The following is a 14,076-nucleotide window of genomic DNA, read 5'->3' as shown; positions in this document are numbered from 1 at the left end:
GCGAACCCCCGCACCTCGGTGACGGGAAGAATCTCCAGCATTCATGCTGGAGAGGAGTTCAAGAGGAGTACCGCGAGGTCGTCGGGCTCGACCGGATCGCCGACATCATGAAGACGGCGATCGTGTCCATTGAGGACTACCGGTTCTACGAGCACGGGCCGATCGACATCGAGGGGACGGTCCGCGCGTTCGCCAGGAACCTGCAGGCCGGCGGGGTGAGCCAGGGCGGCTCCAGCATCACTCAGCAGTACGTCAAGCAGGTGCTGCTCAACTCCGCCGTCACCGGGAAGGAGAAGGACAAGGCGCTGGAGGCCAGCTACGCGCGCAAGCTCACCGAGTTGCGTCACGCGATGGCGGTCGAGAAGAAGTACACCAAGGACGAGATCCTGGAGAAGTACCTCAACATCGCCTACTTCGGCGCGAGCGCCTATGGCGTCCAAGCGGCGGCCAAGCGGTTCTTCGGTGTCCCGGCCTCCCGCCTCACCCTGGCACAGGCGGCGACCTTGGCGGGTGCCGTACAGGATCCCAACGCCACCGACCCCAACCTGGGCCGCAAGCAGCGCGAACGGCTGCTGAAGCGGCGCAACGTCGTGCTGGACCGCATGGCCGAGCTCGGAAAAATCACACGGGGTGCGGCGGCGAAGGCGAAGGCCACCAAACTCGGCTACAAGGGAACACCACTGCCCGGCGGCTGCGAGACCAGTGAATATCCGTACTTCTGCGTTTACGTACGCAACGAGGTCCTGCGCAATCCCGACTTCGGCCCGACGGCCAAGGCCCGCATCCAACGGCTCAACCGTGGCGGCCTCACGATCAGGACCACGATCAACCCCCGCATGCAGGCGGCGGCGGACCGGGCGATCAGGAAGTGGGTCCGTCCCTCCGACGACGCGGTCGCGGCCGAGGCTCTGATCCAGCCCGGCACCGGAGCGATCAAGGCCATGGCCGCCAGCCGCCGGTACGGCACGGACAAGGGCAGGAACGAGATCTCCTACAACCTCGTCGCGGACGCCGCGCACGGCGGCGGCATCGGCTTCCAGGCCGGCTCCACCTTCAAGACGTTCACCCTGCTGAACGCGCTGGCCAAGGGCATGAAGGTGGACGACGGCCTCACCGCGGGCGCCGGCTACCGCGCCCCCGGCTACTCGACGTTCAAGAACTGCGGGGGCGAGAACGTGGGCGACCCGGGCCACACGGTGACCAACGACGAGGGCAGCCCCGGCTGGAAGACACTGCGGACCGGCACCTGGGCCTCGGTGAACACGTTCTTCATGGAACTGGAGCAGCGGGTCGGGCTCTGCGACACGGTCAAGACCGCCAAGTCGCTCGGCATCCACCGATCCGACGGGCGGCCGCTCCAGGAGTACGAGACGTTCACGCTCGGCATCAACGAGATGGACCCGGTCACCGTCGCCAACGCGTACGCGGCGATCGCCGCTCGCGGCAGGTACTGCGCGCCGATGGCGATCACCTCGATCAAGGACCGGGACGGCAAGGTAGCCGCCTACAAGCCCAGGTGCCGGCAGGCGCTCGATCCGGAGGTCGCCGACGCGGCGGCCGACGTGCTGTCGGGTGTGCTGACCAGGGGCACGATGGCGTCCGTCGGCGGCATCGGCCGCGACGTCGCCGGGAAGACCGGCACCACCGACGACTTCGCGTCCGCGTGGTTCGCCGGGTTCACCCCGGACCTGTCCGGCGCGGTCGGCATCGGCGACCCCCGCGGCTCACGCGACCACAAGCTGAGCGGCGTCACGATCGGCGGCCGCTACTACGGCGCGGTCTTCGGCGCCAGCATCCCGGGCCCGATCTGGAAGGACACGATGCTGGCCGCGCTGAAGGGCGTCGAGCCGACGCCGTTCACCCCGATCGACACGGCCCGCTTCGGCGGCTGTGCCCAGAGCTGCCGATCCACGCCGCCCGTCTCGGACGACATCGCCATGGAGGACGACGGCTCCGACGCTCCCGTCGGCGATGACGGCTGATGACGAGCTTAGAAGACCGCTGAAGCATCGCGCGGCGGGGAACTCGGCGGGCATTGGGCCGCCCGGCGCTTCCCGGGACGAGCAAGTGCCGTTGAGCTCAGACTAGTCGGAGACTAGTCTGAGTTCATGGAATCGGTCGGAGCCTACGAAGCCAAGACGTACCTGCCGCGACTGCTCGACGAGGTTGCAGCGGGGAAGACGATCGTGATCACCAAACATGGAACTCCGGTCGCCAGACTGACCCCCGCTCAGGGCGAGCAGACTCCTCCCGAAGATGTCATAAACGCTCTCCGACATGCTCGTCACGGCGTTACCCTCGGTGACCTGTCCATCAGGGATCTCATAGAAGAAGGGCGGCGCTGAGTGCCTCTGGTGATCGACGCCTCGGTTGCTCTCGCCTGGTGCTTCGAGGGCGAGGCGACTCCGGAGACCGAGGCCGTTCTTGATCTGGTCGGGAAGGAGACCGCGGTCGTCCCGCCGATCTGGGAACTCGAGATGGCCAACGTCATGCTGGGCGCCGAGAGGCGCGGACGGTTGAGCGAGTTCCAGACCGCGAGGTTCGTGTCGCTGCTCGGACAACTCCCGATCATGGTTGATTCCGCGCCATCAGACATCAAGTCGGTCGTCGAGACCGGACGTCGGCATGGGCTGACCTCATACGACGCCACTTACCTGCTTCTCGCTGAGAGAGAAGGCCTGGAGTTGGCCACGCTCGATGCCGCACTGGTCGCCGCCGCCGAGACCGCCGGTGTTCCCCTGACCATTCAACGCCTGCAGGAGGGACACCAGGAAGGCGTTTAGCGGGTGCTCAGCCGAACTCGCCGTCTTTGACGCCGAGGACGAAGGCTTCCCACTCGCTGGGTGTAAAGATCAGGGCGGGACCGTCGGGGTTCTTGGAGTCGCGAACCGCGTACAGGAGTTCGCCGGTCTTGTGGCCGCCGGAGGCCGAGACCACGGCCACCTCGACGCAGTCGCCGCCGTTGGTGCTGCGACTGCTCTTGCGCCAGCGGGCACTGGACGGGTCGATGTTCGGGGGGGTCATTGCGTCCATCCTCTCTCGTCGGCACGAGCGCTATGAGCTGATGCTGCGGGAGATGAGCCTGGCGGACTCGTCGGCGGAGAGCGCCCTGGCGGTGAGGGCGCTGAACGTACGGGTGTACCAGTCGATCTCCCCGGCGTCTTCGAGCATAAGCCCGCTGGTGGCCTGTTCGAGGTAGACGATGTCGGGATCCGCCGAATCGGGAAACCTCAGAATGATGAATGGACCGTCCATGGCGGAGTGCGCCCCCGCGCGGAAGGGGAGCACCTGGATCGTGACGTTCGGCAGGCCGGCCCGTTCGACCAGGAAGGTGAGCTGCTCGGCCATGATGGCCGGTCCACCAACTTCCCGACGCAGCACTGCCTCATCGAGTACGGCATGCAGGTGGACGGGAGCCTCATGAGTCAGCAACTGTTGCCGCGACAGGCGGACGTCGACCTTCTCGTCGGCGCGATCGGCGACCTGCTTGATGGCGGTGGCCTCGATCACCGCGCGGGCGTACGCCTCGGTCTGCAGCAGGCCGGGGACCACCTGAGCCTGGTAAGTCATGATGATCGAGGCATCCGACTCGAGACCGATGTAGGAGTCGAATCCCGCCTTGAGCGTGTCGCGGTGGCGGTGCCACCACCCCTTCTGCCGCGACTCCCGGGCGAGAGTGATCAAATGTTGGCGGAGGCTCTCGTCCGCGACGTTGTAGAGGTCGAGCAGGTCGCCCACATCGCCATGGTGAACAGCCACTCGCCCGGTCTCGATGCGCGACAACTTCGTGGCCGACCACCCCAGGGGCCGGGTCACCTCGGCGCCGTTGAGATTGGCCGCCTCCCGTAAGCGTCGCAGCTCGATCCCCAGTCGCCGCCGCCGAGCCGTCGGGCTGGTGGGCATGTCCACTCCTTCCGAGTTGGAACCCTAACTCGTTCAAGCATGCCTGCCTGCGCAAACACCATTTCCATCAAGATTTTTGCGCGAAAGCAATTGCGTGAACGCACTTACCTCTGCATGCTCTGAGTGTATTTCTGGTGACGCAGTGTTGTCGTCGGAAGTGGGAAGCGGGAGAGACATCGGCAATGAGGAAGGGTCTGGCCATGGGGGAACGGGACCAGCAGCAAGAGCAGTTCACCCAGCTGGCCCGCCTGGGCTGGGCGTTCTCGTGGCGGCGCGACGCCTCCCAGGGGCGGCAACAGGGAGACCATGTCCGGGTGCTCGACGAGCAGGCCCCTCCCAAGATCACGCCAACAGCATCAGCATGAAGACGGGCGGGCGGATGGACGAGATCGTCACTCGGGAGGCCGCCGTTCGGGAGGCCGCGAGGCCGGGGCGGGGTGTGCCGCGGTTGCTGGGCAGGGCGGAGTTCGCCGGGCGGGCGGCGTCGGTGAGCGGATCGCGGTCCTGGGCGCGCAGCCTGCTGCGCGGCATCCTCGCCGATGACGAGCTCGATGACCTGCTGGTGCTGCTGAGCGAGGTCGTCACGAACTCGATCCTCTACACCCGTTCCGGAAGCTCGCCGGACGGGCGGGTCACGGTGTGCCTGACCACCGGAGGCGGAGCCGTACGCGTCGAAGTGACCGACGACGGTTCGGACACGAGTGTGCCGACCATCCGCGAGTCGGCCGATGACTGCGCCTGCGGACGGGGGCTATGGCTGGTCGATCGCCTGGCGATGGCGTGGGGTGCCCATCTCGACCACGAGAGGGGCGGGACGGTGTGGTTCGAGATCGCAGGTGTGACCGGACAACAATCCGACCCGCGCCTGCTCAACAGGCTGGGGTACGGCGACGCGGTCGGTGACCAACCAGGGGAAGGACCGTGCCGCCGTGCCCCTTGGCTCATCGACTTTGACGTTGTTGCTGTGAAAATCGCGTATCGCGTTCGGAGAGCAACAACGTCAAGGTCGAATTTGGCGTCGCCTCTCGCCTGGGGCGGCCTGACGCGACACCCCGAGGACATGGCGGGATATATCCCGCCATGTCCTCGGGGTTAGATGCCGAGGGACTTCTTGAGGAAGTCGAGTTGGAGCAGGAGCAGGTTCTCGGCGACGACCTCCTGAGGGGTCATGTGCGTGACGCCCGACAGCGGCAGCACGGTGTGCGGACGGCCCGCCGCGAGCAGCGCGGACGACAGCCGCAGCGTGTGCGCGGCCACCACGTTGTCGTCGGCCAGGCCGTGCACGAGCAGCAGCGGACGGTCCAGCTTCTCCGCGTCGGCGAGCAGCGAGGACGCCTCGTAATGTCCCTCGTCCGGATGGCCGAGGTAACGCTCGGTGTAGCAGGTGTCGTACAGCCGCCAGTCGGTGACCGGCGCCCCCGCGACGGCGGCGTGGAACACGTCGGGCCGGCGCAGCACCGCGAGCGCGGCCAGATATCCGCCGAAGGACCACCCGCGGATGGCGACCCGGGAGAGATCGAGGTCGTCGGCGTGCTGCGCGGCCACCCCCTGGAGGGCGTCCACCTGGTCCTCGAGCGACAGCGTGAAGTCGTGCCGGATCTCCCGCTCGAAGGCCGGGCCGCGTCCCGGCGTGCCCCGTCCGTCGGCCACGACGACGGCGAAGCCCTGCTCGGCCCACCACTGGGGCTCCAGGAACATTCGCCGCGCGGCGAGCACCCGCTGCGCGTGCGGTCCGCCGTACGGGTCCATGAGGACGGGAAGCCTGCCCGACCCCGGGACGTGCCAGGAGGGGAACAGGATCGCGGTCGACAGCTCGCGTGAGCCCGCCCGGACGAAGGAGACGCGCGGGTCCAGGGACGGCCGCTCGGCCATCGACCGGATCGAGTCGGCCATCCGCGAGCCGTCGGGCCGGATGACCGCGACCGAGGTGCCCTCGGTCTCGAGGCTCTGGCCGGTGACGACGGTGACGCCGCCCGCGCGGCGGCCGCCGTACACTCCGGGCTCCATGGTCACCGGGCTGATCGTGCCGCCCGAGTAGGTCCACAGGTTGATCTCGGTGGGCTCCCCGCTGGCCTGGAAGAGCACGGTGTCGCCGTCCACGTCGAGCACCGCCCTGACTTGCAGTGACGGCGGTGTGACCGGCGTAGATCCGATGATCAGGCGGTGGCCGCCCTCGGCGTCGGCCACCCACACGAGTGTGCCGTCGGACAGGCGGGCCGGCACGCCGCCCACGATGTCCAGCCAGGCGGGGTCGGTGTCCTCCCGGAGCGACGCGGTCGTGCCGGTCGAGGGATCGACCGAGAGCAGGCGCATGGTCCGCTGGTCGCGGGAGAGCGTCACGATCGCGGGCCCGTGCGCGTCCCAGATCGCGGTGACCAGATATTCCTGCTCGTACGGCACGGCGACGCGCGAGCCGTCCAGCCCGATCACGAACAGTGAGACCTCGGCGTTGGCCGTCCCGGCCGCGGGATAACGCTGCGGCACGGCCGGGCGGTCGGGATTGGCGGGGTCGGCGATGTGCCAGAGCCCGACGGGGGAGTCGTCCACGCGGGCCACCAGCAGGCGGTCGCCCGACGGGGACCACCAGTAGCCGCGCATGCGGTCCATCTCCTCGGCGGCGACGAACTCGGCCAGGCCGTAGGAGACCTCGTCGCGCTCGGGCGTGGCCAGGGCGGTGTCGGTCCCGGTGGCGAGGTCCTGGACGCGCAGGGCGCCGCCGGTGACGTACGCGACCTTCGTGCCGGTCGGGTCGAGCCGGGGATCGATGACCGGCCCCGGGGTCTCCAGCCGGCGCACCACACCGCTGGAGAGGTCGACGAGGTGAAGCTCGCCGGACAGGGCGAAGACGGCGGCGCGCACCTGCCGGTCGGTCGAGTACCCGACCACGCCGCCCGCCGACTCCCTGGACCGCTCGCGACGGGCTCGCTCCTCCGGCGGCAGATCCTCGTCCGCCGCACCGAGCGCGAGCGGGTCGACGAGCAGCCGCTCGGTCCCTGTCGCGATGTCGAACTCCCACAGGCACGTCACGGGATCGATGCCGGACTTCGTGCGCAGGAAGATCACTCGATCGCCCTGTGGGGAGATCGTGAAGCCGCGCGGCACCCCGAGGGTGAACCGCCGGGTCCTCGCCTGCAAGCGCGGGAAGCTGTCTGTCATACCTCCCAATCCTGCCAGCTCCGGCATTCGTTCTTTAAGCTCGATTCATGTTCGATCGCCGTTTGCTGCTCGTGCACGCCCACCCCGACGACGAGTCGATCGGGACCGGGGCGACCATGGCCAAATACGCGGCCGAGGGAGCGCATGTGACGCTGGTGACCTGCACCCTCGGGGAGGAGGGCGAGATCATCCCGCCGCGCCTCGCGCACCTCGCGGCCGACCGTGACGACACCCTCGGGAAATACCGCGTCGGCGAGCTCGCCGCCGCCTGTGAGGCGCTGGGCGTCACGGATCACCGCTTCCTGGGCGGCGCGGGCCGCTGGCGCGACTCCGGCATGATGGGCGTCCCGTCCAACGACGACCCCGGCTGCTTCTGGCGGGCCGATCTCGACGAGGCGGCCGGTGAACTGGTCGAGGTGATCCGCGAGGTCCGGCCCCAGGTGCTGGTCACCTACGACGAGAACGGTTTCTACGGGCATCCCGACCACATTCAGGCGCATCGCGTCGCCTGGCGCGCCTTCGAGCTGGCCGCCGACCCCGCCCACGCCGGCGGCGGCGAGCCGTGGCGGATCGCCAAGTTCTACCTCACCGCCACCCCGAAGTCGCTCATGAAGCGGGCCGCCGAGGCGATGCGGGCTGCCGACGTCGGCTTCACGGTCGAGCCCGTGGACGACCTGTCGTACGGGTGCGCGGACGAGGCGGTCACCACGGAGATCGACGCCAGGCCGTACGTCTCGGCCAAGCTGGACGCGATGCGGGCGCACGCCACGCAGATCACCGTCGCGGGCCCGTGGTTCGCGCTCTCCAACAACGTCGGCCAGCGGGCGTTCGGCGTCGAGCACTTCATCCTGCGTGCCGGGGGCGGCGGACCCTACGGAGCCGGAGTGCCGTACGACGAGGGCGGCCTGGGCGAGCCGTACGACCGCGAGACCGACCTGTTCGCGGGCATCGACTAACCTCGCCCGTATGAGGGCCCATAAGAGGGAGGAGACGTCCGGCACCTCCGGGGCGGAGTCACACCGACTCGACCACGTTCCGGGGCGGGATTTCGACGACGACGGCGTTATGGGGCCGCTGAGCAGCCCGTTGAGCGGCCCATTGACCGCCGTGGTCACCGGAGCCGCCTACGGCGTGCTCTTCCTTTTGGGTATCGCGCTCGGGGTCGTCGGCGGATTCCAGCACTCCTGGTACATGGGGGAGGCGCCCGTCGCGGCTCTGGCCTGGCTGGTGATCCTGTTCGCCGTGCCGTACGGGATGGGCCGGCTGATGGGCGGAAAGGCGGGAGCGCTCGTGCCGGCGGCCGGGTGGCTCGCGTCGTCGTTCCTGCTGGCCGCCAAGCAGCGCGCCGGTGATCTCGTCATCGCGGGGGACGTCTCAGGGTTCTGGTACCTGTACGGCGGGGTCGTCGCGGTGGCGGCAGCGGTGATCGCGACCAGATCCAGCGGCTCCTGGCTGCTCAGGTCGTACGAAAGGACCTAGGCCGCGTCTGACTCGCTGCGGTGTGGAATTGTTATACGACGCTGCGTCATCGGACTGCTTTACTGGCGAGTTGACGAAGCGCATGCTGATGACATGCGGCGTTCGCACCGGATCAGACAGGTGGTCAACTACGCGAACCTCTCCACTCCGCTGGGGCTGCTGATCGCGCTGATCGGCGGTGCGCGGCCCCGACGCGGCGAGCGAGGGCTCCTCTACGCGTACGGCTACCGCATCCCCTTTCCGGTGGCGGGGGCCTTCACGGTCGGGAACGTGATCACAACCAGGCATGCCGAGGGCCATCTCACCGGCAGGCTTCTCGACCACGAGTCGCGGCACGCCACACAGTACGCCGCCTGCGTCGGGCTGCCCATGCTCGTCCTGTACGTGCTGGCGTCGGCGCTCTCACTCGCCGTGTGCGGCCATCCCGCCTCATGGAACGTGTTCGAACGGCTGGCCGGTCTGGAAGACGGCGGTTATCCCCGCCTGACCCCCTGGTGGCGTCCGACACGAGAATGAGTGGAATCCGCCTGCCGTAGGAGGAATATTTTCGCCCGCGTGGGGATCATGGAATGCGGAAGGGAGGGGTACATGTCGCAGACGATCCGCCCTGAGAGCCCGGAGTCGCCGATAGTCCCGCAAGTAGTCCCAGAAGTCCCCCCGTCACCCCCGTCACCCCAGATTTCCGAAGTCCCCGATGTCCCCGAAATCCCCGAGGTCTCCGAAATCCCCGAAAGCTCGGCTGTTTCGCGCCGCCGGTGGCCGTCGAGTTTCTCGGACCGCCTGACCACGCCGCTGCCGGACTTCCGCGAGGTCCTGAGCGTGATGTGGCACGGCGGGTTCCGTACCGACATCGGCGACGCCGATCGGATCCCCGTCCGCCGCAGCGGGCTTCCCCGGGCAGCCGCCACCGACGTGATCGTGACCTGGGTGGGCCACGCGACGTACGTCGTGCAGATCGGCGGGCTCACCGTCCTCACCGACCCCGTCTGGTCCCGCAAGATCCCCGGAGTGCGTCAGCGGCTGACCCCCCCGGGCGTGGCCTGGTCCGACCTGCCGAAGATCGACGCCGTCGTCATCAGCCACAACCACTACGACCACCTCGACGCCCCCACCGTTCGCCGACTGCCGAAGGACACGGCGGTCTTCGTCCCCGCCAAGCTCGCCTCCTGGTTCACCCGCCGGGGCTTCCGGAACGTCACCGAGCTCGACTGGTGGGAGTCGGCCCGCGTCGGCGACGTGACGTTCGACTTCGTGCCCGCCCACCACTGGAGCCGCCGCACGCTGTGGGACACCTGCCGCACGCTGTGGGGCGGCTGGGTGCTCGGCTCGGGCGACCGCCGCGTCTACTTCGCCGGCGACACCGCGTACGGTGAGCGGTTCGCCCAGATCGGCGAGCGCCATCCGGGCATCGATCTCGCCCTCATGCCGGTCGGGGCCTACGAACCGCGCTGGTTCATGAAGGCGACCCATGTCGATCCGGCGCAAGCCGTACAGGCCTGCGTCGACGTCGGGGCACGGCGGATGGCGACCATGCACTGGGGCACGTTCGTGCTCTCGGGCGAGCCGCTCCTCGGGCCGTTACGGGAGGCGAGGGAGGCCTGGGCCGCGCACGGCCTCGACCCCGATGACCTGTGGGATCTCGCCGTCGGGGAGAGCCGCGTCCTGCGCTGACCGACCGCTAGATCTTGCCGATGTCGGCCGGTAGGTCGAGGCCGAGGATGTGGTCGAAGTGCAGGAACGTCTCGAACCGCGCGCCCGGCGGCACCGGCTCGGCGTCTGCGAGATCGGCCAGCAGTCGCAGCGCGAGGGAGGTGTCGAGGTCGTCGTCGAGCGCGGCCTGGATCCGCGCCGCGTGACCCTCGTCGATCGGACGGCTGGGCGACTCGGCCCACTCGGCGACCCGCCGCCGCCACCGCCTGAGCGTCTCATCCGCCGCCCGCAGGTGGTCCCAGGTCAGCTCGACCGGCCGCCGGTAGCGGTGCTCGAGGAAGGCCAGCCGTACGGCCAGCGGATCGAGCCCGGCGTCGGAGACATCAGACAGGTACGAGGCATCCGGCTCCCCCGGGAGCCCGACCCGCCCGGTTCGCGTCCAGCGGCCGGGAGAGACGATGCCGGGAGCGACCGCGCCGACGTGCAGGTCGATCCGCACATCGGCGCCCGCCGGGGGCGGAGGGTGCTCCTGCGGGCGGATGTTGAGCGCGAGGGTTTCGTCGCGGGGCGGCTCTCCGTCATGGACGGCGAGCACATGCAGCCGCTGCCGCTCGGCCGTCCTGCGGACCAGATCGGCGAGCAGAAGCGGGCGCAGTTCGTCCAGACGTGCGGACCGGCGGCCGGCCTCCCCTCTCGGATCATGACCGGGTACGTGGACGCGCATCCGCAGGACCCGTGAACCGGGCGGGACGATCGGTTCGGTCCTCTCGGTGACCGTGTCGTACAGGCACAGCATGCTCTCGACCCTATGCCGTGACCCGTGGGACTTCCGAGCCTACGCCGACGGGAGGAACTGCAGGATGTCCCGATCGCCGCGCTCGCGCAGCCGGTCGAGCACCTCCTCGCGCGACGCGTCCTCCGGCATGCCGATGCGGGCGCCGATCAGCCGGAGCCCCTCCGCCTCGGAGGAGACCGGCGCTGTGTAGCCGATGAGGTACAGGGCCTGGTTGAGTGGCGGCAGCCCGGCCACGGCGGCGGGCAGGAACCGGGTCAGCAGTTCGCCGCCGTCGGAGACCGTGAGGAAGACGTGGTCTCCCTCGGAGGCGTTGTACTCGGCCAGGACCGGCCTGATCGACCCGATCGTCGGCTGGTTGTGCCAGCTTATGATCACCTCGCCGCTGGCGGCCGAGGCGGTGAGCTGGCCGCCCGGTGCCATGCCCAGGTGCGCGGCGAAGCCGGTCGGCAGGGGCGAGCCGGAGCCCCGCAGGTGCTCGGCGTTGACGTCGAGCCGGTGCCACCAGCGGCTGTCGCGGCTGCGGAAGCAGCGGCGGGTCATCGATACGTCGCGACGCGGATGGTACGACTCGGCGGGCTCCTGTCCGGCGATCCTTATGTGGCCGCGCTGGGTGCGCTCGAATCCGGGACCCCCGGCGTACGCCCTTATGGAGTTCTCGCTCACGTCATAGTGCGAGGTGAGGTTCTCCACGATCGTGTTCACGGACGCCTCGCCGCCGGCCCGCTCGATCTCCCGGCTGATCATCTCCCGGATGCCCAGGTATTCGTCGCCGCCCCAGCGCCGCAGGCCGTACTTGTTGCGGTCGAGGCGCAGGAACCGGTCGTCGGCGCCGAGCTGGTTGCGTACGCCGATCACGCTGTTGTCCCCGCCGATCCGAGTCTGGATCTCCTCGGGTGTCAGCGGAGTGCCGGCGACGGCCAGCACCGCCTCGGCCCGGTCGCCCAGGCCGCGCGCCCATGGGGCCACGTGGCCGTCCAGGACTCGCAGGTGCGGGATCGAGCCGAGCCAGCGCTCGGCCACGTCCTCGCGGATGCCGAGCCTGCCGACCATGGTCATCGACTCGCCCAGCGGGTGAGGTCCGTCGGTGAAGAGCTGCCGGGTCTTCTCCCGCAGCTCCTCCGCGCCCCCGGCGATCAGCCAGCCGTCCACCTGCTCATAGCCGGTGAGCAGCGTACGGACCACCCGCCAGGCGGGGATCGCCAGCGTGGCGAGTTCGGCGCGGTGCCAGGGCACGGCCGCGGCGAGGTCGTCCGCCGGCACGGCCGCGCCGAGCCGGGTGCGCAGCCAGGACAGATGGGCGTTCAGAGGGGCCGCCCCCGGACGGTTCAGCCACTCCATGACGTGGTCGCGCAGGTCGCGTTCGATCTGCCGGATCCGCTCCCGGGTGACCGAGAACCGCTGGGCGAGTTCGTCCAGGGTGGCCCGGTGGTGGGCGGCCTGGCCAGGTGGCTGATAGGAGTCGAAGTAGAGCCGGTCTCTCGCGATGGCCAGTTGCCGTTCGTCCAGTCCGGTGAAGATCTCGTCGATGACCTCGGGCAGCGGGCGTTCCGGCAGGGCCGGGGGGATCGGGGCGCCGGCGGCCGCGGCCTCCTCGGCGGGCTCGGTGGCCAGCAGCTTGTCGATCACCTCGGTGAAGAGCCGGTGGACGCTCTCGCGGGGGCCGGGCGCCTGCAGGCTCTCCTGGGGATCGGTGAACCTGAGCAGCGGAAGGATGTCCCCGAGCATCAGGTGCGCCCAGCAGGCGGTGGTGAGGTCGGCCAGCCGGGACGCCACCTGGGTGGTGCCCACCGCCGCGCAGGCCCGGTCGAGTGGCAGCGAGTGCCACCAGGCGTCGGGAAGGCCGGGATCGCTCGCGATCGGCTCCACCTGGCTGGGCGCGGTCCAGCGTAACGGGGGCACGATGTCGCTAAGGCTCAGGTTCATGCATTTCCAACAGGGGGAAGGTAACCGCGTTCAGACTAGGGGATCAATCGATCATGCGGGCAGGAAGGGACTGGCGCGTCCGCAATAGGACACGTAAAGAAGCTCGCCTGCCCGTGTGCACGCCACGTAGAGCAGCCCCCGTTCTCTCTGCGGATCGTGCGCCCGAGCCGTGGGATCCTCCGTGGCCGGGGCCGGCGCGTCGGGCGCCGGCACGATTCCGTCTGTCACGCCTATCACGGCCACCCGCCGGAGTTCCAGTCCTTTCATGCCATGCGGCATGGCCACTTTGACCGTGATGCCCGCGGCGGGCAGCGCCGTACGGGCTGTTTCGACGAGGTCCGCGGTGCGGGCGGCGGTCAGTGCCGTATGGCGGCGAAACGCAGGCGGACGTAGTCGGCCAGCCAGCCCGACTCGTGCCGCAACGCGGGGGCGGCGAGTTCGTTGACCCGCCGGAGCAGCGGCTCCACGGTCGCCGCGGGCACTTTTTCGAGCAGCGATCCGGCGAACATCCGCACCCAGTCGGCCGCGCCGTTCGGACATCCGTCCAGCGGTGTCGGGCAGTCGAAGCACTCCACGACCTTGACCGCGAACCCCCCCTTTTCCAGGCGCGTGGCGTATTCGGCCGGACTGGGGAAGTACCACGGCAACTCGGGCTCATGCAGGCCGTGCTCCCGCCACGCGGTGAGCATCGCCGAGGTCAGCGTGGCACAGTTGCCCGCGCCGCCGAGCTCGGCCACGAACCGGCCACCGGGCCGCAGCGCCAGGCGGACGCACGCGATCACCGCGTCCGGGTCGCGGCTCATCCAGTGCAGCGCCGCGTTCGAGAAGACCGCGTCGTACGGCTGGGCCACGGTGAAGTCGCGGGCGTCGCCGACTGCGAAGTCGATTCCGGGGTGCTGCGCTATCGCGGTCTCGATCATGGTGTGCGAGCCGTCGATGCCCAGCACGTGCGCGCCGTGTGCGGCGATCTCGGCGGCCAGCACTCCGGTGCCGCAGCCGAGGTCGAGCACGCGCTCACCCGGCCGGGGGTCGAGCAGATCGACGATCGGCGCTCCCTGTGCGGAGACGTAACCGAAGAAGGACCCGTCGTGGGCGCGGGTCTGCCACGTGGTGCGGGTCGAGGTGTCCCACCTGGTGCCGCCTGAGGTGTCCCACCCCATGCGACTCGG

The 14,076-nt window shown here is 69.4% G+C and carries 16 protein-coding genes; 9 read left to right on the top strand and 7 right to left on the bottom strand.

What is annotated here, in order from left to right; all coding sequences use genetic code 11:
• The 3 genes from ACFHYQ_RS26235 to ACFHYQ_RS26225 all read left to right on the top strand — a co-directional run.
• A partial coding sequence (locus ACFHYQ_RS26235; protein WP_394303809.1) for a transglycosylase domain-containing protein occupies nt 1-1,982 on the top strand: 1,982 nt, incomplete at its 5' end.
• Between the two features lie 126 nt (nt 1,983-2,108).
• Entirely contained in the window at nt 2,109-2,345 is a 237-nt protein-coding gene (locus ACFHYQ_RS26230) for a type II toxin-antitoxin system Phd/YefM family antitoxin (RefSeq protein WP_394303808.1), read from the top strand.
• Nucleotides 2,346-2,783 (top strand): type II toxin-antitoxin system VapC family toxin, encoded by a 438-nt coding sequence (locus tag ACFHYQ_RS26225; protein WP_394303807.1) that lies wholly within the window; start codon nt 2,346-2,348, stop codon nt 2,781-2,783. It begins immediately after the preceding gene.
• A gap of 7 nt (nt 2,784-2,790) precedes the next feature.
• Here the strand turns inward: ACFHYQ_RS26225 and ACFHYQ_RS26220 are convergent, their stop codons facing one another.
• Together ACFHYQ_RS26220 and ACFHYQ_RS26215 are read right to left on the bottom strand one after the other, a co-directional pair.
• Entirely contained in the window at nt 2,791-3,024 is a 234-nt protein-coding gene (locus ACFHYQ_RS26220; RefSeq protein ID WP_204013505.1) for a DUF397 domain-containing protein, read from the bottom strand.
• 30 nt (nt 3,025-3,054) lie between these two features.
• A complete protein-coding gene (locus ACFHYQ_RS26215; RefSeq protein WP_394303806.1) occupies nt 3,055-3,903 on the bottom strand; it encodes a helix-turn-helix domain-containing protein in 849 nt (282 codons plus the stop codon).
• A gap of 182 nt (nt 3,904-4,085) precedes the next feature.
• On the opposite strand from ACFHYQ_RS26215, the gene ACFHYQ_RS26210 reads away from it, so the two are divergent.
• The gene (locus ACFHYQ_RS26210; RefSeq protein WP_394303805.1) at nt 4,086-4,268 is read left to right on the top strand and encodes a hypothetical protein; all 183 of its coding nucleotides are present in this window, start codon (nt 4,086-4,088) and stop codon (nt 4,266-4,268) included.
• Nucleotides 4,265-4,999 carry an ATP-binding protein gene (locus ACFHYQ_RS26205; protein WP_394303804.1) on the top strand — a complete coding sequence of 245 codons (735 nt, stop codon included), beginning with the start codon at nt 4,265-4,267 and terminating at the stop codon, nt 4,997-4,999. The genes ACFHYQ_RS26210 and ACFHYQ_RS26205 overlap by 4 nt, the downstream gene beginning before the upstream one ends.
• Here ACFHYQ_RS26205 and ACFHYQ_RS26200 read toward each other — a convergent pair.
• Entirely contained in the window at nt 4,996-7,059 is a 2,064-nt protein-coding gene (locus tag ACFHYQ_RS26200) for a S9 family peptidase (protein WP_394303803.1), read from the bottom strand. The genes ACFHYQ_RS26205 and ACFHYQ_RS26200 overlap by 4 nt on opposite strands.
• A 47-nt stretch (nt 7,060-7,106) precedes the next feature.
• Between ACFHYQ_RS26200 and mshB the strand changes: the two genes are divergently transcribed.
• The 4 genes from mshB (at nt 7,107) to ACFHYQ_RS26180 (ending at nt 10,209) form a co-directional block, all read left to right on the top strand.
• Nucleotides 7,107-8,015 (top strand): N-acetyl-1-D-myo-inositol-2-amino-2-deoxy-alpha-D-glucopyranoside deacetylase, encoded by a 909-nt coding sequence (mshB, locus tag ACFHYQ_RS26195; protein ID WP_394303802.1) that lies wholly within the window; start codon nt 7,107-7,109, stop codon nt 8,013-8,015.
• A gap of 10 nt (nt 8,016-8,025) precedes the next feature.
• A complete protein-coding gene (locus ACFHYQ_RS26190; protein ID WP_394303801.1) occupies nt 8,026-8,538 on the top strand; it encodes a DUF6113 family protein in 513 nt (170 codons plus the stop codon).
• A 93-nt stretch (nt 8,539-8,631) separates the two neighbouring features.
• Nucleotides 8,632-9,054, top strand: coding sequence for a hypothetical protein (locus tag ACFHYQ_RS26185; protein ID WP_394303800.1), 423 nt, complete (start codon nt 8,632-8,634; stop codon nt 9,052-9,054).
• Between the two features lie 72 nt (nt 9,055-9,126).
• Nucleotides 9,127-10,209, top strand: coding sequence for an MBL fold metallo-hydrolase (locus ACFHYQ_RS26180; RefSeq protein WP_394303799.1), 1,083 nt, complete (start codon nt 9,127-9,129; stop codon nt 10,207-10,209).
• A 7-nt stretch (nt 10,210-10,216) separates the two neighbouring features.
• Here the strand turns inward: ACFHYQ_RS26180 and ACFHYQ_RS26175 are convergent, their stop codons facing one another.
• The 4 genes from ACFHYQ_RS26175 to ACFHYQ_RS26160 all read right to left on the bottom strand — a co-directional run bounded on the left by ACFHYQ_RS26175 (nt 10,217) and on the right by ACFHYQ_RS26160 (nt 14,067).
• A complete protein-coding gene (locus ACFHYQ_RS26175) occupies nt 10,217-10,984 on the bottom strand; it encodes a cysteine--tRNA ligase (protein WP_394303798.1) in 768 nt (255 codons plus the stop codon).
• A 39-nt stretch (nt 10,985-11,023) separates the two neighbouring features.
• Nucleotides 11,024-12,907 carry a sigma factor-like helix-turn-helix DNA-binding protein gene (locus ACFHYQ_RS26170; RefSeq protein WP_394303797.1) on the bottom strand — a complete coding sequence of 628 codons (1,884 nt, stop codon included), beginning with the start codon at nt 12,905-12,907 and terminating at the stop codon, nt 11,024-11,026.
• A gap of 51 nt (nt 12,908-12,958) precedes the next feature.
• The gene (locus ACFHYQ_RS26165; RefSeq protein ID WP_394303811.1) at nt 12,959-13,186 is read right to left on the bottom strand and encodes a 3'-5' exonuclease; all 228 of its coding nucleotides are present in this window, start codon (nt 13,184-13,186) and stop codon (nt 12,959-12,961) included.
• 77 nt (nt 13,187-13,263) lie between these two features.
• Nucleotides 13,264-14,067 carry a class I SAM-dependent methyltransferase gene (locus ACFHYQ_RS26160; RefSeq protein ID WP_394303796.1) on the bottom strand — a complete coding sequence of 268 codons (804 nt, stop codon included), beginning with the start codon at nt 14,065-14,067 and terminating at the stop codon, nt 13,264-13,266.
• Nucleotides 14,068-14,076 lie beyond the last annotated feature (9 nt).

It is taken from the genome of Sphaerimonospora cavernae (assembly GCF_042435035.1).
In the GTDB taxonomy this organism is placed as follows: Bacteria; Actinomycetota; Actinomycetes; order Streptosporangiales; family Streptosporangiaceae; genus Sphaerimonospora; species Sphaerimonospora cavernae.
This window is presented reverse-complemented; position numbering and strand designations above follow the sequence as displayed.